The sequence below is a fragment of the bacterium genome, from assembly GCA_021157605.1.
Classification (GTDB): Bacteria; Patescibacteriota; UBA1384; order JAGGWG01; family JAGGWG01; genus JAGGWG01.
Genome location: JAGGWG010000020.1, coordinates 21326 through 46384, shown reverse-complemented (window position 1 = coordinate 46384; position 25059 = coordinate 21326). Strand labels below are relative to the sequence as shown.

26 protein-coding genes and 3 tRNA genes are annotated in these 25059 nt (G+C 36.4%); 26 read left to right on the top strand and 3 right to left on the bottom strand.

The features are described 5' to 3' along the window. Position 1 precedes the first annotated feature (1 nt). A complete protein-coding gene (locus J7K05_02755; protein ID MCD6195085.1) occupies positions 2–1600 on the top strand; it encodes an arginine--tRNA ligase in 1599 nt (532 codons plus the stop codon). 330 nt (positions 1601–1930) lie between these two features. Here the strand turns inward: J7K05_02755 and J7K05_02750 are convergent, their stop codons facing one another. Next, positions 1931–3955 (bottom strand): hypothetical protein, encoded by a 2025-nt coding sequence (locus J7K05_02750; protein ID MCD6195084.1) that lies wholly within the window; start codon positions 3953–3955, stop codon positions 1931–1933. Between the two features lie 272 nt (positions 3956–4227). Beyond that, a complete protein-coding gene (locus tag J7K05_02745; protein ID MCD6195083.1) occupies positions 4228–4878 on the bottom strand; it encodes a site-2 protease family protein in 651 nt (216 codons plus the stop codon). Positions 4879–4940: 62 nt separating this feature from the next. Between J7K05_02745 and J7K05_02740 the strand changes: the two genes are divergently transcribed. After that, positions 4941–5135: a 50S ribosomal protein L28 gene (locus J7K05_02740; protein ID MCD6195082.1), complete on the top strand. Its 195-nt coding sequence runs from the start codon at positions 4941–4943 to the stop codon at positions 5133–5135. Positions 5136–5143: 8 nt separating this feature from the next. Here J7K05_02740 and J7K05_02735 read toward each other — a convergent pair whose 3' ends face one another. Continuing rightward, the gene (locus J7K05_02735) at positions 5144–5464 is read right to left on the bottom strand and encodes a zinc-ribbon domain containing protein (protein ID MCD6195081.1); all 321 of its coding nucleotides are present in this window, start codon (positions 5462–5464) and stop codon (positions 5144–5146) included. Positions 5465–5504: 40 nt separating this feature from the next. Here J7K05_02735 and J7K05_02730 point away from each other — a divergent pair, with 40 nt between their 5' ends. The 24 genes from J7K05_02730 (at position 5505) to rodA (ending at position 25007) form a co-directional block, all read left to right on the top strand. Beyond that, positions 5505–6161 (top strand): hypothetical protein, encoded by a 657-nt coding sequence (locus tag J7K05_02730; protein MCD6195080.1) that lies wholly within the window; start codon positions 5505–5507, stop codon positions 6159–6161. Then, positions 6158–6964: a stage 0 sporulation protein gene (locus J7K05_02725; GenBank protein MCD6195079.1), complete on the top strand. Its 807-nt coding sequence runs from the start codon at positions 6158–6160 to the stop codon at positions 6962–6964. Before J7K05_02730 ends, J7K05_02725 begins: the two co-directional genes overlap by 4 nt. Positions 6965–6977: 13 nt before the next feature. Continuing rightward, positions 6978–7610: a tetratricopeptide repeat protein gene (locus J7K05_02720; protein MCD6195078.1), complete on the top strand. Its 633-nt coding sequence runs from the start codon at positions 6978–6980 to the stop codon at positions 7608–7610. 32 nt (positions 7611–7642) lie between these two features. After that, positions 7643–7726: transfer RNA gene (locus tag J7K05_02715), tRNA-Tyr, on the top strand. Between the two features lie 85 nt (positions 7727–7811). Then, positions 7812–7897 (top strand) — tRNA-Leu (locus J7K05_02710). 66 nt (positions 7898–7963) lie between these two features. Next, positions 7964–8146, top strand: a complete 183-nt coding sequence (gene rpmG, locus J7K05_02705; protein ID MCD6195077.1) for a 50S ribosomal protein L33 — start codon at positions 7964–7966, stop codon at positions 8144–8146. A gap of 22 nt (positions 8147–8168) precedes the next feature. Further along, a tRNA-Trp gene (locus J7K05_02700) sits at positions 8169–8240 on the top strand. Between the two features lie 27 nt (positions 8241–8267). Next, a complete protein-coding gene (locus J7K05_02695; protein ID MCD6195076.1) occupies positions 8268–8735 on the top strand; it encodes a thioredoxin family protein in 468 nt (155 codons plus the stop codon). Between the two features lie 60 nt (positions 8736–8795). Then, positions 8796–11015: a VWA domain-containing protein gene (locus tag J7K05_02690; protein MCD6195075.1), complete on the top strand. Its 2220-nt coding sequence runs from the start codon at positions 8796–8798 to the stop codon at positions 11013–11015. Between the two features lie 51 nt (positions 11016–11066). Beyond that, positions 11067–11561 carry a PilN domain-containing protein gene (locus tag J7K05_02685; GenBank protein MCD6195074.1) on the top strand — a complete coding sequence of 165 codons (495 nt, stop codon included), beginning with the start codon at positions 11067–11069 and terminating at the stop codon, positions 11559–11561. A gap of 1 nt (position 11562) precedes the next feature. Next, the gene (pilO, locus tag J7K05_02680) at positions 11563–12096 is read left to right on the top strand and encodes a type 4a pilus biogenesis protein PilO (protein MCD6195073.1); all 534 of its coding nucleotides are present in this window, start codon (positions 11563–11565) and stop codon (positions 12094–12096) included. Between the two features lie 5 nt (positions 12097–12101). After that, entirely contained in the window at positions 12102–12317 is a 216-nt protein-coding gene (locus tag J7K05_02675; protein ID MCD6195072.1) for a hypothetical protein, read from the top strand. A gap of 67 nt (positions 12318–12384) precedes the next feature. Then, positions 12385–14238 (top strand): type II/IV secretion system protein, encoded by a 1854-nt coding sequence (locus J7K05_02670; protein MCD6195071.1) that lies wholly within the window; start codon positions 12385–12387, stop codon positions 14236–14238. Between the two features lie 57 nt (positions 14239–14295). After that, the gene (locus J7K05_02665) at positions 14296–15399 is read left to right on the top strand and encodes a type IV pilus twitching motility protein PilT (GenBank protein ID MCD6195070.1); all 1104 of its coding nucleotides are present in this window, start codon (positions 14296–14298) and stop codon (positions 15397–15399) included. A 3-nt stretch (positions 15400–15402) separates the two neighbouring features. Beyond that, positions 15403–16605, top strand: a complete 1203-nt coding sequence (locus J7K05_02660) for a type II secretion system F family protein (protein ID MCD6195069.1) — start codon at positions 15403–15405, stop codon at positions 16603–16605. Positions 16606–16675: 70 nt separating this feature from the next. Then, positions 16676–17104: a type II secretion system protein gene (locus J7K05_02655; GenBank protein MCD6195068.1), complete on the top strand. Its 429-nt coding sequence runs from the start codon at positions 16676–16678 to the stop codon at positions 17102–17104. Between the two features lie 21 nt (positions 17105–17125). After that, complete coding sequence (locus J7K05_02650; GenBank protein ID MCD6195067.1) at positions 17126–17902, top strand: prepilin peptidase; 777 nt, start codon at positions 17126–17128, stop codon at positions 17900–17902. A gap of 14 nt (positions 17903–17916) precedes the next feature. After that, positions 17917–18462 carry a type II secretion system protein gene (locus J7K05_02645; GenBank protein MCD6195066.1) on the top strand — a complete coding sequence of 182 codons (546 nt, stop codon included), beginning with the start codon at positions 17917–17919 and terminating at the stop codon, positions 18460–18462. Further along, positions 18437–18985 carry a prepilin-type N-terminal cleavage/methylation domain-containing protein gene (locus J7K05_02640; GenBank protein MCD6195065.1) on the top strand — a complete coding sequence of 183 codons (549 nt, stop codon included), beginning with the start codon at positions 18437–18439 and terminating at the stop codon, positions 18983–18985. The genes J7K05_02645 and J7K05_02640 overlap by 26 nt, the downstream gene beginning before the upstream one ends. A gap of 5 nt (positions 18986–18990) precedes the next feature. Next, a complete protein-coding gene (locus J7K05_02635) occupies positions 18991–19728 on the top strand; it encodes a type II secretion system protein (protein MCD6195064.1) in 738 nt (245 codons plus the stop codon). Next, positions 19725–20660 carry a hypothetical protein gene (locus tag J7K05_02630; GenBank protein ID MCD6195063.1) on the top strand — a complete coding sequence of 312 codons (936 nt, stop codon included), beginning with the start codon at positions 19725–19727 and terminating at the stop codon, positions 20658–20660. The genes J7K05_02635 and J7K05_02630 overlap by 4 nt, the downstream gene beginning before the upstream one ends. A 32-nt stretch (positions 20661–20692) precedes the next feature. Then, a complete protein-coding gene (locus tag J7K05_02625) occupies positions 20693–21118 on the top strand; it encodes a ribonuclease HI family protein (protein MCD6195062.1) in 426 nt (141 codons plus the stop codon). Further along, positions 21115–23934 carry an isoleucine--tRNA ligase gene (locus J7K05_02620; protein ID MCD6195061.1) on the top strand — a complete coding sequence of 940 codons (2820 nt, stop codon included), beginning with the start codon at positions 21115–21117 and terminating at the stop codon, positions 23932–23934. The genes J7K05_02625 and J7K05_02620 overlap by 4 nt, the downstream gene beginning before the upstream one ends. Continuing rightward, on the top strand, positions 23931–25007 hold the full coding sequence (rodA, locus tag J7K05_02615) for a rod shape-determining protein RodA (GenBank protein MCD6195060.1): 1077 nt from the start codon (positions 23931–23933) through the stop codon (positions 25005–25007). The genes J7K05_02620 and rodA overlap by 4 nt, the downstream gene beginning before the upstream one ends. Positions 25008–25059 lie beyond the last annotated feature (52 nt).

The window sequence follows — 25059 nt, the reverse complement described above, 5'->3', positions numbered from 1 at the left end:
GATGCTTATTGAAAAAGCGGAACAGCGTTTAAGAGAAAAATTTAAGTTTGATTTTGAGTTTAAAGAATCTAAAGTGGCTGATTTGGAAAGCAGTTTATTTTTTGTTTTGGCTAAAAAAAAGAAAAAATCCCCTCAACAGATAGCTGATACCTATCTTTGTGAAATAAAAGAGTTTTTTTCAGATTTTAGAGTAGAGTTTAGTTCTGGTTTTTTGAATTTCTTTTTTAAAAAAGAGGCTCTAATAAAGGAATTGAAGCGCTTGCTCTTAGAAAAGGAGGATTTTTTCCGAGTTAAAGGCAGAAAGAAAAAAATTAATTTAGAGTTTGTTTCTGCTAATCCTACCGGTCCTTTACATCTTGGTAATTTAAGAGGTGCTCCTGCCGGAGAGGTTCTTTCTCAAGTTTTTCGCTGGCGCGGAAATGAAGTTATAAAAGAGTATTATGTCAATGATTTAGGCACTCAAACAGAGAATTTTCTAGAAACCGTGATTTATTGGTTAGCAGGTAGTGTTTATAGTTTTCCTGAGGGGGGATACAAGGGAGATTATCCACGTCAGATTGCTCTTAAGCTAAAAAAGAAGAGGGAAATTAAGGATTTGATAGAGGATTTTAAGAGCCAAAAGATAACTTTAGCTAAATTAAAAGAGAAGCTGCGGCCAAAAGTTATTTCCCTTTCTTTAGCTGATATATTTAAGACTTTGAAAAAAATAGGGGTCAGTTTTGATGTGGTCAGCAATGAAAGCTCTTTAAAAAGCGACTTGGTTTTAAAAAAGCTTAATAAAAAAGGATGCACTCTTAAAAAAGAGGGGGCAGTTTGGTTTATTAGCCCTAAACACAAAGATTTACTGGGAGATAGAGAGTGTGTTTTGGTCCGTTCTGACGGCCGCCCAACTTATTTTTTAAATGATATTGCTTACCATTTGGACAAGGTTAAACGTGGGGCTGAAGAAATGATTGATGTTTGGGGAGCTAACCATTTTGGCCACAAGCCTCGTCTTAAAGCGGCTTTAGAAGTTTTGGATGCCAAAGCAAATCTTGAAATTGTTTTTTACCAGCCGGTTCGGTTAAAAAAAGCAGGGGAAGTTTTATTAATGGCAAAAAGGAAAGGGACTTATATCACTGCTGATCAAGTTTTGGATTTGGTAGAGCCTGATGTTTTTAAGGTTTATCTCTTAAGCCGAACTTTAAATGCTCCTCTTGATTTTGATTTGGACCTTTTTAAAAAAGAGGCTAAGAAAAGTCCGGTTTACTATTTAAAGTATATGTCTGCCAGAATTTATGGGATTTTAGCAAAAGTGGAAGAGCCGAATGTTGAGGCTAATTATAAAAAATTAGGTGATTATGAAATGGATTTGATCAAGCGTTTTGTCCTTTTGCCTTATAAGATTTACAAAACCGCTCAGCTTTTAGAGCCGCATTTTATTTATGAAGAAGCACTGCGTTTTGCTGAGAGTTTTCACAGGTTTTACGACAATTGTCCTCTTAAAGACGAAAAAGATTTAGGTCTTAAAAAAGCCCGTTTTGAAATTCTTAAAGGTGCTCTTTTGACTGCTCAAGTTTTAGCGCAAATTTTAGGTATTGATCTACCCCAAAAGATGTAAGGGGAGGTTAAGCGAGGGGGTGTAGTCTTGATTTTTTTGGTTTTTGAGTTATAGTTTGATTAGCACATTTCCAAAAGGAGGTGTCGGGAATGAGGATTAATTCAAATTTGGTTATGAGGTATGTTGACCTGCGAGAGCAGGGGTTTTTCCCGGAAGAGGTGTCTCATTTCCTGAAGATTAGGGGAATAAGGCAGAAGAAGCTTTTGGAAAATCGATATAGGCATCATTTGTTTCTTACCAATGTGGAGGTACCGGAGACTTATGCTTTTTTGTCTCCGGCGGAATAGAATTTCTCAAGACCAGAAGAAAGATTTCTTCTGGTCTTTTTTATTAGTACTTTGTTTGGTATATCTTGTTTTGCGCTAAAACAAAGAGGTTGCCAGAAACATCGGCAATAAAGTCTTGAATTTCGCCCCATTCCTCAGGAAAAACAATCTGTTGTTTGAATTCACCGGCTTTATCAAAAACAACGATTTTTCTTTGGTTTTTAATTAAAATAAATAAAGAGCCTAAATCAGGTTGGGTAAAGATTTTATCTGCTTGGGAGAGATCTAAATAAAAAGGTATTTTTAGACTAAAGTCTGTTTCTTTTCCGGCTAAAAATTTTTTTATTTCTCCCTGAGGAAAAAGCAAGTAAATAGCTCCGTCAATAGTTGCTGAGAGAGCATTATTTAGGTCTGTTTCCAAAGCTTTGTGCGGAGAGGTAAAGCCAGAGGCAGTATAGCTTGAGCGCCAGAGTCCAGAGGGCGTAAAGAAATAGACGCGGTTGCGGAAATTAAGCAGATCTTTAATTTGAGCTGGCCAATCAAAACTTCCTGCCTGAGGGGCTTCAACTAAATTTTTGTCTTTAGTGGAATAGAGAAAAAAGCTTTGTTGATTAGTTTGGATAAAGAAATAGGTGGTATCGCTGGAAAATAAGGTTGCTTTCTCTGGGTTGCCAACTGCTTGCGGTAGATAAAAGTAAGTTTCTGTTTTTTTAGTGGCAGGGTCAATGCTGAAAAATTGGTTGTGTTTAAGATTGTAAGTAATAATTTTGCCGTTTAGATTAAGTAGTTTTTCTGTTTCCACTTCGCCTTGAGAATTGAGGTCGCTGAGTATAGGGGTTAAGGGCGAAAGGCGGATGGTATTGGTGAGAGTATTAAGTTCTTCATTAATAATTTTACTTAAGTCTTCTGCCTGCGAAGAAAGGGGAGCGTAAGATTTTACTTCTTTAGCTAATGATTCGGCTTGATTTAAGAGGTTATAAGCTTCTTCTGTTTGTCGGGTTGTCTTTTTTATTTTAGCTTCTTCTACTAATTTTTGCGCTTGTTCGAATTTAGCTATTAAGTCTTTTTTGTGGGAGCCGCTTTTTTGCCAAACAGTAAGAGAAGCAAAGGCTATAAGAGTTAAAATAATAGCAACCAAAGTGATATTTCTTCTGTGTTTTTGCAAAAATTCCCTAAATTTCTTTTGTGCAAAAAAACTGCTTAAGCCGCTAATTTTTTTAACTGCCTCTATTTTTAAAGCTGAGCCAACAAAAGCAGATTTTTTTTCAGTTTCGATATTTTTTTTATTTTGCCAGTATTTTTTTAGCCATTTTAATTCTTGGGAGCCAATGTTTAAAGCTGCTTGGTTGATTAAAACAAAGAGTTTTTCTTTGCTCTGTTTAATAAATTTAAGCGTTTTCTGCCAGTTGTTTTCAGGGGCTTGGTCTAAATAAATTGTGTCTACATGTAGCGGCTGTTCAGAGCAGTCAACAATAAGAGCGTTTATTTTTCTTAAATTTCTCTCTCTGAAGTAGTTGGCGATCTCTTGGAGCGCTTTTTCAGTAGGGGAGTTTAAAAAATCCGCTAAAGTTTCAATAGTCATATATGAAGAAAACTCGCTGCTGCCCAGAAAGACCTTGTCATTAGGTTGTAGGTCGCCTGAAATAACGCTGATAAAGGTTTGTAAAGGCGGGGGTGATTCTTCTACTTCCAGAATATTGGAGATCTTGTTTTCTCTAAAAAGATAAGCAGTTGCTTCGCCAGTAGGGGCAAGATGTAAAGAGTTGTCCTGAATTAACCCCAGAACTGCATTTAAATGATTAACCCAACTGCTGTTTTTATGTTGTAGTTCTTTACCTAAACGGCGGTTTATCTTTTTTAATACTGCTTCAAAACCCCAAAGCCCGTCTTCTTTTTGGGTGTAGTATTGTTTAAAACGTTTGATAATTAGAGAAGCTATTTTTTCCTGTCCCGGAGCAGTTATCTCTATAAGCCAAAATATTGTTCCTTTTTGAATTAGATTTTCTTCTCTGGGGGTGTAGCTACCTGTTAAAAAATAACGGGATTCTATTTTTGGAGAAGTAATGATTTTGGCAATTTGGCTTTGCATTAATTTATATGTTAGCCAAAAAAAGAAATATTGGCAATTGAGATTTTGAAAATAATTATTTTTTATTTTAAAATTAAAACGCCTCTCAAGATCGATTCTGACAGGGTCAAAATGTTTCTTAAGGGAGTCCTTTGCGGATGCCCCGCCGTAAATTATTCTAAATTTACAGCGGGGTTCCCAACATCTCTGCTTGCTGTGGCAGGCAGATGCGGGATCCCACTTAAACCAAAGCCTGTCCAGAACGTTTCTTGGGAGGCTTTTAAATTATAAAGTCAGCTAAAGGGAAAAGCGGTGATAAGATAGTTTAGATATTGGATTAGAGGGAAAAGGGTGGCAGAAAAGATATTTACAGGGGTGGCAAAGGAAAGAAAAAGCAGAGCAAACAAAACCCAAGGTCCAATCTGTTCAATAGCTACTTGAGTCTCTTGAGAAACAAAGGCAAAGATTATTTTTGAACCGTCAAGAGGAGGGATTGGCAAAAGGTTAAAAACCGCTAAAAGCAGATTGAGCTCAATAATTATTTGCAGTATTTGTATAATTTGTGCTGCTATTAATCCTTCTGGCCATAGTCCAAAGTGGGAGAGCCTAATGGGTATAGCTAAAATAAGAGCTAAAATAATGTTAGCTAAAGGACCAGCTAAAGCTATCCATGCCTGGCTTTTTTGAGGATTAGGCAGATTAAAAGGGTTAATTGGCACAGGTTTGCCCCAGCCAAACCCAGCCAAGAGCAAAAATAGAGTTCCCAAAGGATCTAAATGGGCAAGGGGATTTAAAGTTAGGCGGCCGGCTAATTTTGGAGTAAGGTCTCCGGCTCTAACAGCTGCTAAAGCATGGGCAAATTCATGGACAGAAATAGCCAAAAGAATACCCACTAAAAAAGCAATGGCCAATAAAGGATTAGAAAGAACATTAAGAATAAGCATTTATCTTGATTATTTAATCTTTCTTTGTTATTCTAACTAAGTATTTTTTAAAATGCTATATTATGAGATGTGAAATCTGCGGGAAAAAACCGGCAAAAGGCAGAAGCGTAAGTTATTCAAAAAAACGTGCGATCAGACGATTTAAGCCCAACATCCAAAAGGCTTTGGTTTTTTATAAGGGGAAGTGGCAGAGGCTTAAAATCTGTACAAAGTGTCGTAAAAAGCTTTTACAAGAGGAGAAGATAAAAATAAAGTAAGTTTTGTTTTATTGTTTTTCTGGTTCGCGAATTTCTTTAATCTCTTCCCCTTTATTTTTTGCCTCTTGAATAATTTCTTCAAAACAAGGCTCACAATAGCCCTTTAGATCAGGTATCTCTCCCCGTATATGCCCTTTTCTTCCGCACTTAAGGCAGGTTATTTCCTTGGCTTTCATTTTTTTTCTTTCCTCGCGACACTTGGGGCAGAGTTTGGGTTCATGTTTAAGTCCAATTTTTTGATAGTAAGCTTGTTCTTCTTTAGACCAAACAAATGGTTTATTACATTTAGCGCAAATAATAGTTTTGTCTGTTTTGATTTCTTCTGCCATTGTTTTTCTTTTTTTCTTGTTTCATTATATTAATGTATTTATGGAAAAACAACTAAAAGAGTTTGTCCAAAAGATAAAGACAGAGAAAAAAGGCAGTTTTTTGTTGTTTGTGCCAGAAAAAGAGATGGAAAGCTGCAGCCAGTTTTTAAAGAAAGAGCTTTTTAACAGCAAGAGGCTTCAGGTTTTAGACTGGCTTGAGCCGGGAGAAGAAAAAGTGGACTCAGTTCGTTTTTTGTTATCAAAAATGGAGAAAAAACCCATTTCGGATTTTAAGGTTTTGGCTCTAAAACACTTTAATCTTGCCAACAAAAGTGTTCAAAACGCACTTTTAAAGGCATTAGAGGAAACAAGAGTTGGGCAAGTGTATATTCTTTTTGCTTCTTCAGAAGAGGGGGTTTTGGAAACCGTTCTTTCTCGTTGTCAGAAGTACTATTTTTACTTTACTCAAGATGAAAAAGATAACCATTTAGAATTAATTAATCTAGACAGCTGGATGCAGGATAAACCTAAAAATAGAGAAGAGCTTAAAAAGTTGCTTTTTTCATGGCTTTTAGCTTTAAGAAAAGAGAAGAATAAGATTTTTTTGCCGATTATTCTGTCTGCTTATCTCCAAGCTAAAAAAATTAATATAAATCTGGATCTTTTTTGGTTAAACCTTTATATTCTATTAAAAAAGAGAAAATTAAATAAAGTATGAAGAAATATATTCTTTTGCAAACAAGAGGAGGAGAAGAAAGAGGCATTTTTGAGTTTGAAGGAAAGATAGAACCTTACGCTGTAGTAGAAAGTGAGTGGGGGCGTGAAATTGGAAGGGTTTTAGGTTTGGTTAAGCATCCAGACAAGAAAGAAGTTAAAGGAAAAATCATTCGTTTTTTAAGCGGCAAAGAAAAAGAACTTGAAACTTATTTATTGAACGCGAAAATTAAAGAAAAGAAATCCTTTAAAGTTTTTAGCGATCTCGTAAAAAAATATAAATTAGATAAAGAAGGGATGAAACCTATAAAGGCATATATTACTTTTGATCAAAAAAGGCTTATTTTTTACTATACTGCTCCGCAAAGGATTGACTTTAGAGAGCTTTTAAGAGAGCTTATTTCTCTTTTTCCTCAGGTAATTCGTTTGCAACAGATTACTCCTCGCCAGTCTGCTTTGATTAAAGGAGGGATTGGGATTTGTGGACAAGAGCTTTGTTGCCAAAGGTTTTTATCAAATTTAGTTAAGATTACTCCAGATATGGTTAAAGAGCAGTTGTCAGCTGTTGCTTCAAGAGAGAAGTCTAAAGGGGTATGTGGTCGTTTGCGTTGCTGTCTGCTTTATGAACAAGGGGTTTATAAAGAAGAAGCCAAAAAGTTGCCAAAGATAGGAACAGCTGTTAAAATTGGAGACAAAGAGGGGGAGGTAATTTCTGGTAATATCTTGACTAGAGAGGTTGTGGTGCGTTTTAAAGACGGAGGAACAGCAGTAGTAAAAGCTGACCAGGTAGTTCCCAAAAAAAACTAACTTATTTAAAGTTATGCTGCAAGTTGTTTTGGTTTTGATCCTTAGTGTTATTTTAGTTGTTCTTTTTAAACGTTTTCATTTAATTGCTTCTCAAGGTGTAAGTGAACAGAGTTTAGTTAAAACTCCTCTTTCATCTAAACTACAGAATCAAAAGAAAAAAAGAGAAACTTTGTTAAAGAAAAAATTGAAGCTTGAAAAGGCTTTAGAAAAAGTGAGAAGTTTGAAACGTAAAGGTGAAGTAGATAAGGCGGAAAAGGTTTTGCTAAAACTATTGGGTATTTTTTCTCAAAAAGCAGTAGTTTTTTATGAGTTGGGTCTTTTGTATCTTGAACAGAAGAAATACAAAAATGCTATTTCTGCTTTAAAAACAGCTATTAGACGAGATTCAGAAAATGGATTTTACTACCATGCTTTAGGTTTAGCTTTTTTGAAAAATAAAGATTATCGTCAGGCAGCTGAAAGCTTTGATAAGGCTCTGCATTTTAACAATAAAATTGCTTACCGTTGGGCTGATTTGGCTTTGGCTCTGGTTGGTTTAGAACGTTTTAAGGAAGCAAGAGAGGCAATAAAGCAGGCGCTTGAAATCGAGCCCCACAATGTAAGGTATAGAGCTATTTTAGAATCAGTAGAGCGCAAAATTGCTTGAAAAAGGGATCTTAAAGTGAGAGTATTTTTTCCGGGGAGGTGGCGGAGTGGTCAAACGCACCAGTCTGTAAAACTGGCGCCCTTGTGGCTACGCAGGTTCGAATCCTGCCCTCCCCAAAAAGAATAGGATGCCTAAACGGAATTAAAGAGATTGATTTGGGTGGCATTAAAAAATTTAAGGCCCTTTGTCCAGAGGTTTTGTGCCCGGGTGGCGGAATTGGTAGACGCAAGGGACTTAAAATCCCTTGTCCGCTTGCGGACGTGAGGGTTCGACTCCCTCCCCGGGCAAAATAATCAAAGGAGGGTATCTTTTGGTTGCTAATTAAAATCAATTAGATAAAATAAAAATTAGTTATGGCAGAAGCAACAGCAAAAAAGGAAAAGAAAAATTTGGTAAAATTAGCTTGTCAAAAATGCAAGCGCTTAAATTACCGCGTAAGTAAGTCGCGGCGTTTAGTGCAAGAACAAGAGAAGCTTAGACTTAAAAAGTATTGTTCTGTTTGCCGTCAAAGAACACTACATGAGGAAGTAAGGTAGTTAAAAATTAAGTTTTAATAATGGGAGCGTAGGCTAACTGGTAAACTGCCGGTCTCCAAAACCGGAGTTGGGGGTTCGAGTCCTCCCGCTCCTGTTTGTTATTTTTAAAACAATTCCTTTTATGAAAAAGAAACAAGCAGATAAGATTGGTGAGCGAATTGGTTTGGCAGTGTTAGGTTTTTTTATTATTTTTTTGGCTGCTGTTGGCGGTATGTATTGGTATATTAAAAGCAAATCTACCCAAAATGTTGCTGGCGAAGTAACGGGTCCGTTAGAAAGCAATAATGAGGAGCAGAACTATTCAGCTGATTGGAGCAACAAAGATAAAGAGAGGTTGGCAAAGTTTTTAGCAGAGAAAGGTGTGGTGCTTTACTATGGAAATAGTTGTCCTCATTGCCATGATCAATTGGAGATGTTTGGGGAAGCGCAAAAATATCTAAAGAGTATAGATTGCTATTTTGAAGAAAATATGGCTGTGTGTAATCAGGCGCAAATTGAGGGAGTGCCTACTTGGAAGTATAAAGGGGAAGCAAAAGTAGGGGTACGAGAGTTGGATGAATTAGCTAAATGGGTGGGGTTTAAAAAGTAAAGTAAGGTAGTTTTTTATTCCACTTTTTAATATTTTTTTAGTTCTGCTATAATTGACTTAATGCATAGTTTTAAAAAATTGTTTGTTTTAGCAGTAGCTTTATTTTTGATGTTGTCCTCTAATACAGTTTTAGGAATGGTTCCACCGCCAGCAGCGCATCTTTTTCTTTTTTCAGAAGAAGGAATAGAAGAGGGTGAGCTCCCTGTTTTTGCTAAGAGTGTTTACGAGGTTTATCGAGGGCAAAACCGTCTCCTTTCTTCCTCCACAACTAATGAAGTAAGAAATAGAGCTAATATTCAGATTGATTTAGAAATAGAACCATTAAAAAAAGAAGCCCAGGAGACTTATTTACTTCTTTTGGTAGATAGTAGTTGGTCTATGACCAATAAATGTGAAGATGGAAGGGAATTAAACGAGAGTTGTCGGAGTAAAATGGAAGCGGCACAGGAAGGTTTATTAACTTTTTTGGATAGTTTAGAGCAAATTAATTTAAGAAGAACTTCTTCAACAAAGATAAGGGTGGCTTTACTGCGTTATGACACAATGATTGGTTATTATAACGGTGAATGGAAAGAGACCTATAATAACCCTAATTGGGTAGAAGAAATTAATTTTACTTCTCAAGTTAGTAGTTTACGTCAGCAAGTTGAGAAAATTACCGAAGACCGTATTGCTGATCGCAAATGCCACCAGACAGCAATGGGGTGGGGACTTTCAGAAGGATTAAGGTTGTTTAATAACAAGGTAAAAAATAATTCAGCCAAAAAAGTAATTTTAAATTTTACAGATGGCAGACAGGGTAAAGAAAATATATTTTATATTGCTAATCCTAGTCCGGGGAATGAAAGCGCTTGTTATTTAAATCAAAACAATCCTCAGTATGCCTGCACAGAAAATTGGGATTTTAAGAGATATCTTGAGAATCCTAGTCGGAATCCGCATTATGATTGTGACACCAATCATCCGCCAGCTAATTCCTTAGAATTAATTGAGGCGCTTAAGAGCGATAATATTAAATTATACAATGTAGGTTATGGCGAAGATGCGGATGGGAGCCCTCCGAGAGAATCCTCGTCTTTAACATCTATTCATCCTATTTATAACTGTCCGTCTTCTGTGTGTCCAGGCAGCATTGATGGTAGAGGCGGAGACAGAAGTGCGGTTTTTGAAGTTAGGGAAAGGTCAGGAATCCAATATTCTTTGGTCAAGACAGATTTGCCTTTGCCAGGTGTCAAATTTAATCTTTTAAATGGCTTATCTTTTGAAACTGGAGGAATGTACTACTATATTCCTCAAGGAAGTGAAAACATTGAGAGTATTTTCCGCCAGATATTAGAAGCTTTGAGTGGTACGGGAGGCATAAAAGTAGTGGAAAGTTTTTCCCCATCTTTGCTTACTTTTAATAGTGTTGAGGCTTTTGCCGGTGGAGTTCAGGTTGTGCCTGATAGTGTAAATGAGAATAATGGGCAGTTAGAGATTGTTTTTCCAGAAGATACCATATTTGAAAACTTAAATTTAAAGATATATTTTTCTATTAAAGATAGTGCTTTAGGTTCCGGATGTGTGGATTGTGCTGGTTCTAAAATACAGTGGTTTGCTTCTCAGGAAGGTCGTTTGGAGGAAAACAGTTTGCCCCAATACAACCTTCTTGTTTCTCCCGGAATTTCAGGTCAAGGTGATATATATTTAGAAAGTCAGGATATTCCCTTGAGAGCTGATTTGGTTGTGCTTTCTGCTAATAGCAGTTTTCATTATCCCCAAGGCAGTTTGGCTCTTTTGCGTGATTATGATTTTGAGGAAGAGAGTTATTCTGCTTCACAACGATTTCAAAAAGAGGTAAGTGGAATTTTGGAATATTTTCTCAGTGAGCAGCCGACAGGTATAAAGGTAGTTGATAGTTTGGATGGTTTGACTTTGCGTTCAGGCAGGCTTTATATTCTTGATTCCAGAAGTTCGCCGGGTAGAGAATATATTTTGAGTTCTGATTTAGCGAGTGCTGTTTGTGAAAAAACTTTTGGCGTTTTAGTTTGGGGAGGAAATTTAAATTTATCTTCTGATATAAGCTGCGCGCGCGGTGTATTTATTGTTTTGCCCTATGGGGATATCGGAGGAACAATAAAGGTTCAGTCGCCAGTTAATCTTTTAGGGGCTTTTATTGCTAAAAAGATTGAAGGCAATGTTGAAATTCAGGGAAGAGATAAAGAGGCTTATTGGCGTGATATCCCTGGACTTTCTCCTTTGTTAGAAAAAATATATCTTTATTACCCACCTTCCGAATAAAGTTGGTGTGGATAACTTAAATTGGCGAAATTTAGTATAATAAAAGACAGAATGGAAGAAACAGAGAAAAAATTAACATTATCAGGAGATAACCGTCTTTTAGTAGGAGGGGTAATATATTTTTTGGCTTTAGCTTTAATTATTTGGTTAGGATATGCTTGGAGGATGATTGTTGTTCAGCGTCAAAATTCAAAAATTCAGTCAATCAAAGCTGAGGTTTATGCTCAGGTTGATGAGGAAGAGCTTTCTCAATTGGAAGGCCGAATAGGCAAGTTAGCTACTTTGTATGGTCAGCCAGTGGTGAGCAAACTTCTCGCTGATATTGAAAAATCTATTCCCAAAAATACTGTTCTTTCTTCAATAGAGATTGAGAAGGATAAGTTAATTATTGGTGGGATTACTACTGATTACCGTTCTGTGCCTCTTTTTGCTACCGCTTTAAAACAGCAGAGTGCATTATTAGATAATGTAGAGGTTAGGGAAGCCAACCATTCAGCAGAAAACGGTAAAGTGATTGTTTCTTTTATTTTAGAATCTAAACTTTAAAATGAGGTTTAATAAATCAAGTTTGGTATCAATCGGTTTAGTTGTTTTAGGCATAGTAGTACTTTATTTTGGTATTTTCCAAGGAGCAAAATTGCTTTTTGCTTCTGGTCAAGAATTAGGAGAAACAAAACAAGAACTAGTCAATTGGGAGGCGCGCCAAGATTTTACTCGTGCTTTAAGTGAAAAGATAAAAGAAAGTACTTTCCAACAAGAATTACAGATAGCTCTTCCTGATAGTTCAGCGACAGCAGAGTTATTGTCCAGTATTGAGGCAGCTGCCTTTAAGTCACAAGTGGGCTTAAGTGATTTTTCTCCTTCTTTAGATTATTCTGCCAATTCAGCTAAAAAAGGGACCATTACTTCTTATGAGTTAACCATAACTGCAGAAGGAAGCTATAATAATCTTAAAAATTTTATCTCTCGTTTAGAAAAAATAAAACGTGTTTCTCGTATAGATAGCCTTACTCTTTCTAAGAATCTTGATGGCAATTTGAGTGCTAATTTTAAATTAATAGTTTACTATTTAGCTAAATAAAATTTATGAAAAAAACTGGAAATTTTATCCTGTTGGCTATTATTGGGGTAGCAGCTGTGGTTTTGCTTTATTGGTTTTCCCGTCCCGAGGAAACCAATACTTCCTATGTTTCAGTGCAAAAAGAAAAAACAGTTTCTGAATTAAAAAATAGATCTTCCTATACCAATCTTCCCATTACTTATTCAGCTGAGCAGATTGGCAAAACAAATCCTTTTCAATAGGTTTTTTTCTTTTTTGGAACCCGTGATATAAAAGTTTTGAAAAGGAAAAGATGGTATAATTAGAACAATGTTGAATAAAGTGATATCTTTGCGTCCCCAAAAGGCTATTGACCAAGAGGAGGAGATAATTTTGGCCTTAGAAAAGCAAAGAGTTTTTAGTCCAGAAGAGATAGAGCTTTTAAGGAGAATAAAACAAAAAGAAAACCACCGCTTAGAAGAGATTTTATACACTAAGTTTAGCCAGAGAGAAAGAGAGATACTCAAGGTGCTTTGCCAGATAGCTAATGTGTCTGAAATAAATCTTTATAGTCATAAACCAAAAGAACTTTTAAAAAAAATACCTTTAGATATCGCTAAGAAGTACAAAATTTTAGTATTTGAGCATTTGGGGGATAAGGTTTACAAAGTAGCTACTGCTTGGCCTACGCATCCTGCAGTTCGGGCATTGGTCAGGTATATAGAGGATAAGAATAGAGTTAAGTTAGAGGTTTATGGAGCTTTGCCTTCGCAAATAGAAAAAACTATAAAAGACTACAAAAAAGAAATTCTTAAAAAGAAAGCCGGTGCAGCTCATATTGTTTCTCGGGTGATCACAAAAAAATCTCAAGTTTCAGCTGTTGATACTACAAAAAAGGAGGCGTTGGCATCTTTAGAAAAATTATTAGTTGAGCAGCCGCGTTCTGTGCAGGAGTTGCGAGATATTTTAGCTAAAGGTTATGTGCCCCAAATGATAGCTGCTATTATTAGTTTTGCTATTTCTAAAAGAGCTTCAGATATCCATATTCAGCCTTTTTCTCATAAGGTTTTAGTCCGGTATCGTATTGACGGAGTTTTGTCTCAGGTAGCAGAGATTAAAAGGGAGTTGCTTCCGGCTTTAGTCAGCCGTGTCAAAATTTTGGCTGATCTTCGGATTGATGAGAGAAGAAAACCTCAGGATGGTCGTTTTAGTGTGATGTTTGGAGAGAAAAAAATTGATTTGCGTATTTCCACTTTGCCTACTGTTTATGGAGAAAAGGTGGTAATGCGCATTTTAGAAAAAGAAAAAAAATTGATGGATTTAAGAACCCTTGGCTTAAGGGGGGCAAGTTATGAGCATATGGTAGAAAATATTAGAAAACCTTTTGGCATGGTGGTTGTTACCGGCCCTACTGGTTCAGGAAAAACAACAACTCTTTATGCAGCTCTTTCAATGATTAACAGGTCCGAAGTTAATATTGTCACCTTAGAGGATCCAGTTGAATATGAAATTGAAGGTATTGCCCAGTCACAAATTAGACCGCAGGCGGGTTTTACTTTTGCTTCTGGTTTGCGGTCGATTTTAAGGCAAGATCCAGATATTATTATGATTGGTGAAATTAGGGATAAAGAAACAGCAGAAATGGCAATCCACGCGGCTTTGACCGGCCATTTAGTTTTGACTACTTTGCATACCAACAATGCTTCTGGCGCCATTCCACGTTTAGTTGATATGGGGATTGAGCCGTTTTTGATTGCTTCTGCAATTAATTTAGTTATAGCTCAGCGTTTGGTTAGACGCATCTGCCCTTATGGCAAAACTGAAGAAAAGATACCTGAAGCTCTTTATGAAAAAGTGGCTCGCATTATTAAACAGATACCTAAAAATAGCGGTTTAGATATTCCCGAGCCTCCTTATAGATTTTATAAAGGGATAGAGGATTCGCGTTGCCATCAGGGGTATTTGGGACGAATTGGCGTGTTTGAGGCTATAGAGATAGATGACGAAATACAGGCACTTATTACTCAAAGAGTTAGGGGGACAGACATCTTAAGGGCAGCTAGAAAAAAAGGTATGGTGACTATGTTTGAAGATGCTTTAGTTAAAGCTGCCAGAGGAGAAACAACATTAGAGGAGGCTTTGCGGGTTTCAATTATGGGGGCAGAACTAAAAGAGCAGTTTTAGAATAAGTTTACCTGTGGATAAAGAGAAGTCAGCGGTGGGATAAAATTATACTTAGGTATGGTTAAAGAAAATTTCACCTCCCCTCCTACTAGTGCAGAAGGGGCAAATTACAAAGCTCAAGCAGAGGAGGTATTTCATTTGGCTTGCCAAAGCAAGGCCTCTGATGTTCATTTTTTCCCGGGCATGCCGGCGGTTTTTAGGATAAACGGTAATTTGGTAGTACAAAAGACTCCAAAATTTACTTCGGAAGAGATACTAAAGATGGTTTCTCCCTTTATGGACGATTGGCAAAGGCAAAGGTTTGAGCGGGAAAAGGAGGCTGATTTTTCTTTTGCTTTTGACAACCATCGAATGAGAGTAAATATCTTTCGTCAAAAAGGGGATGTTAGTGTTTCTTTAAGAGTTATCCCTTCAGAAATTAGGAGTTTTGCTGAATTAAGTTTGCCTCCGATTCTGGAAAAGTTTGCTTCAGCCAAACAAGGGCTTTTTATTGTGGTTGGTCCTACTGGGCACGGAAAATCAACCACTATTGCTTCAATGCTTGAATACATTAATCAGACCCGCAGTGAACATATTATTACTGTTGAGGATCCTATAGAGTATGTTTTTGTAAATAAAAAATCAATTATTGCCCAAAGGGAGGTTTATACTGATACCCTTTCTTTTAAACGGGCTTTGCGTTCAGCTTTAAGAGAAGATCCTAATGTAATTTTTTTGGGAGAAATGAGAGATAAGGATAGTGCTGAAGCTACTTTAACTTTAGCTGAGACCGGACATTTAGTTTTGACTACTTTGCATACTAATAACGCAGCTCAAACAGTAGATAGAATCGTAGATATCTTTCCTGAACATCAACAGCGGCAAATTAGACAGCAGCTAGCTAACACTCTTTTAGGTGTTATCTCTCAACGCCTTTTGCCTCGTACTAAAGGGGGTAGGATTGTTGCTTGTGAGGTTTTGATTGCCAATGTAGCTGTAAGAAATGCCATTAGGGAAGGTAAATCACATCAGATTCCCAATATTATTCAAACTTCTTTTGCTGAGGGTATGATTAGTTTGGATAAAACCCTAATAGAGTTGGTCAAAAGGGGTGAAGTAAAGATTGAGGATGCTTTGGTTTGGGCTGAAAACCCCCAAGTTTTTAAACAAGAACTTTACTAAACTATGAAAAATTTTTTTTACAGCGCTCAGGATAAAAAAGGAACAATTCAAACTGGTGTTATTGAAGCCCAAGATGCGCTTTCAGCCAAAAAGCATTTAGAACAACAAAGTCTTTTGGTTTTGTGGATAAAAGAGAAACAGGAGGGAAGTTTTACTTTTTTTAAAAAGGTGAGTGTTGGAGCAAAAGCTGTTTTTATGCGTCAGTTAGCTACCATGCTTAAGGCTGGTTTTCCTATTGATAAAGCTTTAGCAATTATTGAAACAGAGACACAAAACAAGTATTTTCAAGAAATAGTCGGAAATGTTGGCGAACAGGTAAGGGCTGGCAATAGTTTGAGTAAAGCTATGGAAAGCTATAGTGATGTTTTTGAACCAGTAATTATTGCGGTGGTGCGTTCAGGAGAGGCTTCAGGAAATCTGCCCGAGGTTTTTGAGACTTTAGCTAAAATCCTAGAGGATGAAGCACATTTTTCCAGCTCACTTTGGTCAGCTCTTCTTTACCCTATATTTGTAGTAGCAGCAATGTTAGTTGTTGGTTTTTTAGTGATTACTGATTTTGTGCCTAGAATTAAAGTACTCTTTGAAGAAGCTAATGTTGATCTTCCTTGGCAAACAAAATTGGTAGTTGGAGTAGGTATGTTTTTAGCCCATTATTGGTGGGCATTGCTTTTAGGTTTAATTGTTATTGGCATCTTTTTTTACTGGTGTATTAATTCCAGTAAAAAAGTAAAGATGTGGACAGAAAGACTGCTTTTTTCTTTGCCTGTAGTTAAAGACGTGCTGCTGCGGAGCCAAATGGCTAGACTTAATCGTCTTTTCTATCTTCTTTTTAAATCTGCCACCCCTATTTTAGAGGCGATTGACTTAGTTAAAAACTCAATGTCTTTTTTAATTATTAAAGAGTCTTTAGATAGAATTAAGGCTAAAGTAGAAAGAGGCTTGCCTTTTAGTTCTTCTTTGGCACAGGAAAGCGTTTTTCCTACTTTAGAATCCCAGCTTATTAGTGTTGGGGAACAAACAGGGAGTTTAGAAAAGATGTTTCTGCGTTTGGCCCAGTATTATCAGGAAAAAACAGATTCTTATGTCAAAAAAGTCGTGTCTTTGGTGGAACCAATTATAATTGTAGTTTTGGCTGTAGGGGTGGCAATAATGGTTTGGTCAGTATTTGGGCCTATTTATGGCTTAGTTCAATTGCCAATAAGTTAACTTGTGGATAACTTGGAAGATAAGGTGGGATAGAATAAAATTAATATAGTTAAAAACTAATTTATTAGTTATGATTAAAACCGCCCTTAAACAAAGCAGAGGCTTTACCCTTATTGAGCTTTTGGCAGTAATCGCTATTTTGGGAATTTTGGCTGGTTTGGTATTAGTGGCCACCTCAAGAGTAAGGTCGCAAGCAAGAGATACGCAAAGAAAAGCAATTGTGAGATCTATTTCAGAAGCGCAAGAGTCTTATTACAATGATAACGGCAAATATGCTACTTCTTGGGCAGATCTTTCCCCCTATTTAAGTAGTGATCCAGCTACAGGAAAAATAGGGCCGTGTAATGTCAGGGGTACTGACATAGGGGCTTATGCGTGGCGGCAGGGGAGTTCTTATCATAATGCTTCTATTACTGATTATACTGTGCAGACATATTACGAAAGCAAAAGAGGCAAACGTTTTATTTGTTCTACAGGAGGGAGTTGCCAAGAAATGTAGGTTAAAGAGTTAAATTATATCTTGTATTGGAATTTATTAAGTGCTTTTGTTGGTGGGATAATTTGGGGGAGCTTTTTAGAGGTAATAGTCAGCAGATTGCAGTTTGTTTCTCATAAAGGTTTGCGTCTTAATTTGAGAGGTTATTCTTTTTGTTCTCATTGCCGCCACCGTCTTTATGCTCAAGATTTAATACCTTTAATTAGTTTTTTGCTTTTAAGAGGGAAGTGCCGATATTGCCAGCAACCTATAGGCTGGAGAGTATTATTGATCGAATTGTTTAGTGGTTTAGTTTTTGTTTTATCTTTTTGGCAGTTTGGCTTTAGCAAAGCATTTATTTTTGCCTGTTTTTTTACTTCTTTTCTTTTAGTTGTTGCTTTTTATGATCTTAGAAAAATGGTTATTCCTGATGGATTTATTCTAATTATTTTTGGCTTGTGGCTAGTAAAATATATTTTTAAAATTCCGCCCTTAGCTAATATCTCAATATGGCAAAGTTTGTTGGGAGGGGTTTTAGTTTTTATTCTTTTTTGGTCGCTTTATTTATTTTCTCAAGGCAAATGGTTTGGTCTTGGTGATGCTAAATTAGGAGGGGTTTTGGGTCTTTTTTGGGGATGGAGGTTGAGTTTGATTTTTATTTGGTTAGCTTTTGTTTTTGGGGGGATAGTGGCTGTTTTTTTGCTTTTGTTAAAGGTTAAGGAACGTCAAAGCTTGGTTCCTTTTGCTCCGTTTTTAATTTTTTCTTTTTTTGTTCTTTATTTCTTTCCCCAAGCGAGGGGTTTTTTGCTTAATTTTTTGTGATAAAATAAAAAGTAATGGCTTTTGCTAAGAATAGGGGTTTTAGCTTGGTGGAAATAATTTTAGTTTTAGGTGTTATTGCTATTCTTAGCGGAGGAGTTTTGTATAATTTTTCCTCTATGTCTCAAAAAGAGCTGCTGGATTCAGTAATAATTAGAACTAAGAAAGCTCTTATTTTTGCCCAAGAATCATTGCGTCAAGGAAGATGTCAAGATGTATTTATTACTTTTGATTTTGAAAACCAGGAATTTGCAACAGAGTGTAAAACAGGACCTGGTGTTTCTTTGAGAACATGTTTGGCATTTATTAACTACCAAGAGAATGATATTGTTATTGAGGGGAAAGATAAGAACGGCGGTCGTGATTTAGAGAAAATAGAAATTGAAATACTTAATCAGGGTTTAGGTGGTTTAAATCTTGAAAAAATCAATGCTATTCCTACATTAAAAAAAGAAAATGGTGATTTTTTAGTCGAGATTTGTTTTAAGCGCCAAAAAGAGAAAAAGTGTATGGTTGTTGATAAAAAGAAGATAATTTATGGCTTTGAGCTTAAAGAGGTTTAAAAATTTTAAAAATGCAGGTTTTACTTTGATGGAGGTTTTGGTTTCTTTAGGAATTTTAGGAGGAATAGTTTTAATTGTGGTTTATATGAATATTAACAATTTAAATGAGATTTTAAGGCATAACGCTGAAAGCTATATTAATTTATTAGCTGAAGAGCAGTTTTCAGCTTTAGTTGCTTATAGGAACCAAATAGCTTTTGACAAAGACAAAACAACTAATTGGGAAAGCAGTATCTTGCCTTTGAGAGATGCTTCTTGTTTTTATCTTTCTTTGGACGACAATACTTGGAAGATAAATACTCTTTTGGGCGCTCATTCTTGGCAGGAGGTGAATAAAATAGTTAACGATAGTGGTTCAGTGCGTCTTAATTATCGCCTTTGCTTAGAGCCTGTTTATAAAGATAGAGATTCTACCCAAAAAGAAGAGGGTTTGGTTAAGGTAAAATTTGAGGTTAAATGGCAAGATAGGTTTGGCAGAGAAAAAATAAAGAAATTCTACACCCTACTTGGCAATTATCTTTAAAAATGATGGCAAAGAACCAAAAAGGTTTTACTTTAATTGAGCTTTTGTTGGCTAGTTTTATTTTTACTTCTCTTTTAGTTGTGGTGTACGGCATATTGACAGGAGCACTAAGAAGCAGGAAAGAATTGGAAATGACAGTAGTTTTGGGGCAAAACGCTAAAAATATTACAGAAACAATCAGGTCAGCAGTAAGGGAAGCTAATGGAGATTTGCTGGACGGTTCTGACTTTTGGCCAACTCTTTTGGATAAAAAAGCTAATCTTTTCTTTGCTTCTAAAGACTTTTTGGATCCAGGCAATACTCAACACAACAATGCAGTTTTGAGAAAAATTAGAGGGGTTTTAAACCATTCTGCGCGTGGCCGTTATTTGTATATTAAAGATGAACGATCGGGTAAAATATATGTTTTTTGGTTAGATGATAGCGGGGAAACAGGCAAAATAAAGGTTAAAAACTGGGTTGAAGAAGAGGAGGGCGGCAGAACTATTTGGCGCGAAGAGGGTGTAGGGTGGTCTGAATTAGGTAATTTTGACAAGAACAAAAGACATTTTTTCCAAATAACAGCTAAGCCGTCCCAAAAGAAGGTAGCTAAAAGTATTTTTGATCCCCAAACAGAGATAAGACCTTTTGATTTATGGGTTAAAATGGAGGTTACTTTAGTAGAGCAATGGGGCAAGAAAACCTATTGGCGAGAGCTTAAGCAAGTTTTTGTGCCTTTAGTTAAAGCTAATCCTTATTTATGAAAAGGACAAATCGCGGCTCAGCTTTGCTTTACTCAGTGATGCTTATAGGAGCTTTGGTCGCAATAATGCAATTGAGTTTTAATTTAGTGGTTTTTTCTGTGCTATCTAGGCGTCAGTCTTACCAAGATGAGTTAAAGTACTGGATGGCTTGGGGAGGAATTGAGACAGCTTTATACAAAATTGATAACTATACACCTTACAATTCTGATTCGCTTCTTTTTCTAAATTGGCCAAGGACAGCAATAAAAGGTTTTTTGAGTTCTACAACTTCCGAATATTTAGATTTTAGTAGTGCTCGTAGTTATTACCAAAAGGCAACTCATTACCCACGAGTTCATTACTACGATAGTAATTTTAATAACACTCTTGCCATAAGTAGCTATACTGCTGTTTCCCCGCAAATTTTTGACCTTAAAAAGGATGACTCGCTTCTTTTTGATGTTTCTCGCTATGAAGGTCGTCTAAATGTCAGTTTTGTGCCTTTGGGCAGCAACCCAGCAGAAAAAGAAAAAGCTTTGGTTTGGTTCAGGGCTGAAGATCCTAATAATCAAGAGATGATTGAGGGGTTGGTGCGCTATCATTTCGTTGGTGGCTCATCCCGATTGGAGTCTTTGGGCTCTCTTTTTGGCAGCGGAGAAAATCAACTGCGATTAAGTAGGACAAGGTGCGCTTACGAAAACGGAGTAGAGAAATGCAGTTTTATGGTGCGTAATTTTTCTCGTTTCCGCTTATTAAAAATTAAGGTTTTTAACAGCGCTGGTCAACTTTATTTTAATTTTGGCTCTGGTGATAAATTAGGCGTTCCGGAAACATTAATTATTAGTAACGGATGTTCTGCAACTGATTGCCGCACTTTATTTGTTAAATTTCCCAACCGCCTAAAGAGTATTTCTGATGTTTTGGATTATTCTATTTATCAGGCAGAGTTTTGATAAGAAAACTTGCTTCTGATAAGATAAAACAGATGAAAGAAAATTTTTTTGTTTATTGCGATGGTGCTTCTAGGGGCAACCCCGGTCCCTCAGCTTCAGCTTATCTTGTTCTATCTCCTAAGCGTAAATTGATAGCAAAAGGAGGCAAGTTTTGGGGCAAGGGGACAAATAATGAGGCTGAATATCGGGCAGTGATTTTGGCTTTAAAGCATCTCAAAAAACTTAAGGTTAAAAAAGCAATTTTTTTTCTTGATTCCTTGTTGGTAGCCAAACAGCTAGGCGGAAATTTTAAAGTTAAAAATGAACGGATGCAGAAGTTTTTTATTGCAATTAAGCGTTTGATTTGGGAAACTAGAATGGAAGTTGAGTTTGTTTATATCCCCCGCAAAAAGAATAGTCGTGCTGATAAATTAGTTAACCAAATTTTAGATAAAATCCAAACTAAAAAAGAACAATGAGCGGTTTTAATTTTAGCCAAAAAGAAGAAGAGATACTCTCTTTTTGGCAAAAAAACAAGATTTATCAAAAGACGCTTAAGGGCAAGAAGAAAAACTTTAGTTTTTATGACGGCCCCCCTTTTGCTACTGGTAAACCTCATTACGGCCATATTTTAGCTTCGTCTATAAAAGATACTGTTTGTCGATTTTTTAGCCAGCGTGGGTATAAAGTAGAAAGAAGAGTGGGGTGGGACTGCCATGGTTTGCCGGTAGAGACCTTAATAGAAAAAGAGCTTGGTATTCGTTCCAAAAAAGAGATTGAAAAATTAGGTATTCGAAAATTTAATCAGGCTTGTCGGCAAGCGGTTACACGTCATATTGATGATTTTGTTAAGGTTTTGACTCGCTTGGGTCGTTGGGCAGATTACAAGAACGCTTATTACACAATGGATAATTCTTATATTGAGACGGTTTGGTGGGTTTTGAAAGAGGTTGATAAACTGGGTCTTCTTTACAAGCATTTTAAAGTTACTGGGTATTGCCCACGTTGCGGCACACCGTTGTCTAATTTTGAAGTAAGCGAAGGGTATCGTGATGTAAGGGATAAATCAATATATGTTCTTTTCAAACTCAAAGGTGAAGCCAATACTTATTTTTTGGTCTGGACAACTACACCTTGGACCTTATCAGCTAACTTAGCTTTGGCTATAGGTGATTTTCGTTATGTAAAAATCAAGGTGGGGGATAAAAATTTGATTTTAGCTGAAGAGAGGTTGCCGGTTTTAGAGAATATTAACTATAAAAAAATTGCTACCCTAAAAAAAGAAGATTTGCTTGGTTCTGAGTATGAGCCTCTGTACCCTCAAGCTCTAAATTTATTGCCCAAAAATGAAAAAATTGATAAGGTTTATCAGGTTTATGAAGGTGATTTTGTTAATTTGGAAGAGGGTACAGGTATAGTTCATATTGCCCCAGCGTTTGGAGAAGATGATATGGAGTTGGGAAGAAAGAATGGTCTTCCTATTCTTTTGACAGTTGACGGGGAAGGTAAGAGTTTGGTTGAACCCGGCAAAAATCTCTGGATTAAGGAGGCAGATGAAAAGGTGATAGCTGATCTTCAGGAAAGGGGCTTACTTTTTAAAAAAGAAGAAGTAAAACATAGCTATCCTTACTGTTGGCGTTGCGAAACCCCTTTGCTTTATTATCCTGTAGAAACTTACTATGTGAAGGTGTCAGCTTTGAAAGAACAGTTGCTTAAAAACAATGAAGAAATTCACTGGTTGCCCCATTATCTAAAACACGGGCGTTTTGGCAAATGGTTAGCTGAAGCTAAAGACTGGGCTATTTCCAGAAACCGTTATTGGGGCGCTCCTTTGCCTATATGGGAGTGTGAGAGCTGTCATTATCAGGAAGTTATTGGTTCGGTTCAAGAGTTGAAAGATAAAGGAGCAGAGGTTCCTGAAGATCTACACCGTCCTGATATTGATAAGGTTACTTACAGCTGCCCTAAATGTCAGGGGTTAATGAGGAGAGTGCCTGAGGTTTTTGACTGCTGGTTTGAATCAGGATCAATGCCTTATGCTCATTGGCACTATCCTTTTGAAAATAAGAATAAAGCAGAAAAATCTTTCCCTGCAGATTTTATTGCTGAAGGTTTAGATCAGACACGGGGGTGGTTCTACACGCTTCATGTTTTAGCTGCCATTCTTACTTTAAAAAATATCGGTTTAGGTAAAAATAAACCTGCTTTTAAAAATGCAGTAGTTAACGGTATTATTTTGGCAGAAGATGGCAAAAAACTTAGCAAGCGCTTAAAGAATTATCCTGATCCTCAGCGGGTTTTTGATCAGTATGGGGCTGACAGTTTGCGTTTTTTTCTGCTTAGCTCTGCTCCTTTAGGGCAAAACTACCGTTTTTCTGAGCGACTTTTAGCGCATACATTTCGCAATGTAATAATGCGTTTTTACAACTGTTATCTCTTTTTAGACTACACAGCTAAAACATATAAGATTGATAATTTTAAGCGCCCGCGAAAACTTCACTTTTTAGACAAATGGATTATTGTTTTGTTGGAGAGAACTTCTCAAGAGGTTATTGAGTTGATGGAAAACTATGAATTAGTTAAAGCAGCTCGCAAAATTGAGGATTTTATTGCTGAACTTTCTCTTTGGTATGTACGCAGAGTTAAGAGTTTGATTAAGGATAAAAATTCAGCGACCGCTAAACTTTATATTTTATCCCAAGTGTTGAAAAAGTTCTCCATTCTTTCAGCTCCTTTTTTGCCTTATTTAAGTGAGATTATTTTTCAAAAACTAAGAGAAGAAAAGGATCCTATAAGTGTTCATTTGTGCCAGATAGAAACTACTCAAAAACCTGAATTGGATGTTTTGAAAAAAATGGAGCTTATTAGAGAAGCGATTTCTGATCTTTTAGAGTTGAGAAGCAAAGCAAAAATTAAAGTTCGCCAGCCCTTGGCTGCGGCTTATTTGCCTTTTTCTGTTAGTCAAGAGGAAGCAGATTTAATCAAAGGAGAGGTAAATGTTAAAGAAGTAAAAACAAGAAAAAAACTTGGTCTGAATACAGAAATAACCCCGGCTTTAAAAAAGGAAGGTTTTAAGAGGGAATTGGTGAGACAAATTCAGTCTTTACGTAAAAAATTGGGTTATAAATATGGGCAAAATGCGGTATTTTGTTTAGAATGTTCAGAAAAAGCTATTTCTTCAATTATTAAAGAGGTGGAAGCAGAGACTAATTCTGAGCTCAGGATAAAAAAAGGTAAAAAGCAGCTCTCCCAGTTTTTATTGGATGCTAATATAGAAGTGAAGATATACCAATGAAAAAATGGTTTTCTTTTGATCTTTGGCTTCTTTTGCCGGCTCTTTTCCTTTCTCTTTTAAGCATTCTTCTTTTGGCTACTCTTTCAGGTGAGGATCATTTAGCGATTTATCAGGGCGTTTTCCTTGTGTTGGGTCTGATAGTTTTCTTTTCTTTTTCTCGTCTTTATTACCAAACTCTATTTGGTTTTTGGCCTTATCTTTATGTTTTTGGAGTTTTATTATTGGTTGTGGTTTTAATTGTAGGGGAAACTAAGTTTGGTTCTTCGCGGTGGATTAGTCTTGGTTTTTTTAACCTTCAGCCTTCAGAGATTTTTAAAGTTATTTTGGTTATAAGTTTAGTTGGTTATCTAAAAGAACAGAAAAGGGTAGAGGCCAAAGAATTTTTTATTTTTTTATTTTTATTGTTTTTGCCTGTGTTTTTGGTGGCTAAAGAACCTGATTTAGGGACAGCGATTGTTTATTTGGTTTCAGGGGTTTTAATCTATTTTTTTTCAGGCAAAAACCGCAAATTTTTGTATATTTTTCTAGCTATTCTTTTGATTAGTATTCCTTTGGTTTTTAATTTTGTCCTCAAGCCTTACCAAAAGGAAAGAATCTTTACTTTTTTGAATCCTAAAGAAGATATTTTGGGTTCTGGATACAATGTTTGGCAGTCAATGATAGCTATAGGTTCAGGGGGGATGTGGGGAAAAGGCTTGGGAAGGGGGACCCAAAGCCAATTACAATTTCTTCCTATTAGGTATGCTGATTTTATCTTTGCTACCGCTGCCGAAGCATTGGGTTTTGCTGGTTCACTGATAATAATCCTTCTATGTCTGGGTTTAGTTTTTAGAATTTTGCAGATTGCTTATCAAGCTGAAGAAGAGTTGGCTTATTTAGCAACATTGGCTTTTGGTTCTATTTTTCTTTTTCAAATTATAGTTAATATTGGTATGAATTTAGGAATTATGCCTATTACTGGTCTGCCTTTGGTTTTTTTGGGTTATGGGGGGTCTTCTTTGCTGACCAGTTATTTAATCTTAGGTATTATTTCTAATATTTGCCGTCGTAGTCGCAAACTTGAGTTTAGCTAAAATTAATTTTAAGATATTTGTAGGGCTTTTGATTGACAGAGGGGCTTATCTC

What these genes read in the sequence shown, in the direction of transcription:
- J7K05_02645 (MCD6195066.1), top strand. Translation starts at nt 17,917, where the DNA reads ATGGCTTTTGCTAAGAATAGGGGTTTTAGCTTGGTGGAAATAATTTTA.
- rpmG (MCD6195077.1), top strand. Translation starts at nt 7,964, where the DNA reads ATGGCAGAAGCAACAGCAAAAAAGGAAAAGAAAAATTTGGTAAAATTA.
- J7K05_02740 (MCD6195082.1), top strand. Translation starts at nt 4,941, where the DNA reads ATGAGATGTGAAATCTGCGGGAAAAAACCGGCAAAAGGCAGAAGCGTA.
- J7K05_02675 (MCD6195072.1), top strand. Translation starts at nt 12,102, where the DNA reads ATGAAAAAAACTGGAAATTTTATCCTGTTGGCTATTATTGGGGTAGCA.
- pilO (MCD6195073.1), top strand. Translation starts at nt 11,563, where the DNA reads ATGAGGTTTAATAAATCAAGTTTGGTATCAATCGGTTTAGTTGTTTTA.
- J7K05_02655 (MCD6195068.1), top strand. Translation starts at nt 16,676, where the DNA reads ATGATTAAAACCGCCCTTAAACAAAGCAGAGGCTTTACCCTTATTGAG.
- J7K05_02620 (MCD6195061.1), top strand. Translation starts at nt 21,115, where the DNA reads ATGAGCGGTTTTAATTTTAGCCAAAAAGAAGAAGAGATACTCTCTTTT.
- J7K05_02720 (MCD6195078.1), top strand. Translation starts at nt 6,978, where the DNA reads ATGCTGCAAGTTGTTTTGGTTTTGATCCTTAGTGTTATTTTAGTTGTT.
- J7K05_02755 (MCD6195085.1), top strand. Translation starts at nt 2, where the DNA reads ATGCTTATTGAAAAAGCGGAACAGCGTTTAAGAGAAAAATTTAAGTTT.
- rodA (MCD6195060.1), top strand. Translation starts at nt 23,931, where the DNA reads ATGAAAAAATGGTTTTCTTTTGATCTTTGGCTTCTTTTGCCGGCTCTT.
- J7K05_02635 (MCD6195064.1), top strand. Translation starts at nt 18,991, where the DNA reads ATGGCAAAGAACCAAAAAGGTTTTACTTTAATTGAGCTTTTGTTGGCT.
- J7K05_02690 (MCD6195075.1), top strand. Translation starts at nt 8,796, where the DNA reads ATGCATAGTTTTAAAAAATTGTTTGTTTTAGCAGTAGCTTTATTTTTG.
- J7K05_02685 (MCD6195074.1), top strand. Translation starts at nt 11,067, where the DNA reads ATGGAAGAAACAGAGAAAAAATTAACATTATCAGGAGATAACCGTCTT.
- J7K05_02750 (MCD6195084.1), bottom strand. Translation starts at nt 3,955, where the DNA reads ATGCAAAGCCAAATTGCCAAAATCATTACTTCTCCAAAAATAGAATCC.
- J7K05_02665 (MCD6195070.1), top strand. Translation starts at nt 14,296, where the DNA reads ATGGTTAAAGAAAATTTCACCTCCCCTCCTACTAGTGCAGAAGGGGCA.
- J7K05_02670 (MCD6195071.1), top strand. Translation starts at nt 12,385, where the DNA reads ATGTTGAATAAAGTGATATCTTTGCGTCCCCAAAAGGCTATTGACCAA.
- J7K05_02640 (MCD6195065.1), top strand. Translation starts at nt 18,437, where the DNA reads ATGGCTTTGAGCTTAAAGAGGTTTAAAAATTTTAAAAATGCAGGTTTT.
- J7K05_02725 (MCD6195079.1), top strand. Translation starts at nt 6,158, where the DNA reads ATGAAGAAATATATTCTTTTGCAAACAAGAGGAGGAGAAGAAAGAGGC.
- J7K05_02660 (MCD6195069.1), top strand. Translation starts at nt 15,403, where the DNA reads ATGAAAAATTTTTTTTACAGCGCTCAGGATAAAAAAGGAACAATTCAA.
- J7K05_02735 (MCD6195081.1), bottom strand. Translation starts at nt 5,464, where the DNA reads ATGGCAGAAGAAATCAAAACAGACAAAACTATTATTTGCGCTAAATGT.
- J7K05_02695 (MCD6195076.1), top strand. Translation starts at nt 8,268, where the DNA reads ATGAAAAAGAAACAAGCAGATAAGATTGGTGAGCGAATTGGTTTGGCA.
- J7K05_02745 (MCD6195083.1), bottom strand. Translation starts at nt 4,878, where the DNA reads ATGCTTATTCTTAATGTTCTTTCTAATCCTTTATTGGCCATTGCTTTT.
- J7K05_02730 (MCD6195080.1), top strand. Translation starts at nt 5,505, where the DNA reads ATGGAAAAACAACTAAAAGAGTTTGTCCAAAAGATAAAGACAGAGAAA.
- J7K05_02625 (MCD6195062.1), top strand. Translation starts at nt 20,693, where the DNA reads ATGAAAGAAAATTTTTTTGTTTATTGCGATGGTGCTTCTAGGGGCAAC.
- J7K05_02630 (MCD6195063.1), top strand. Translation starts at nt 19,725, where the DNA reads ATGAAAAGGACAAATCGCGGCTCAGCTTTGCTTTACTCAGTGATGCTT.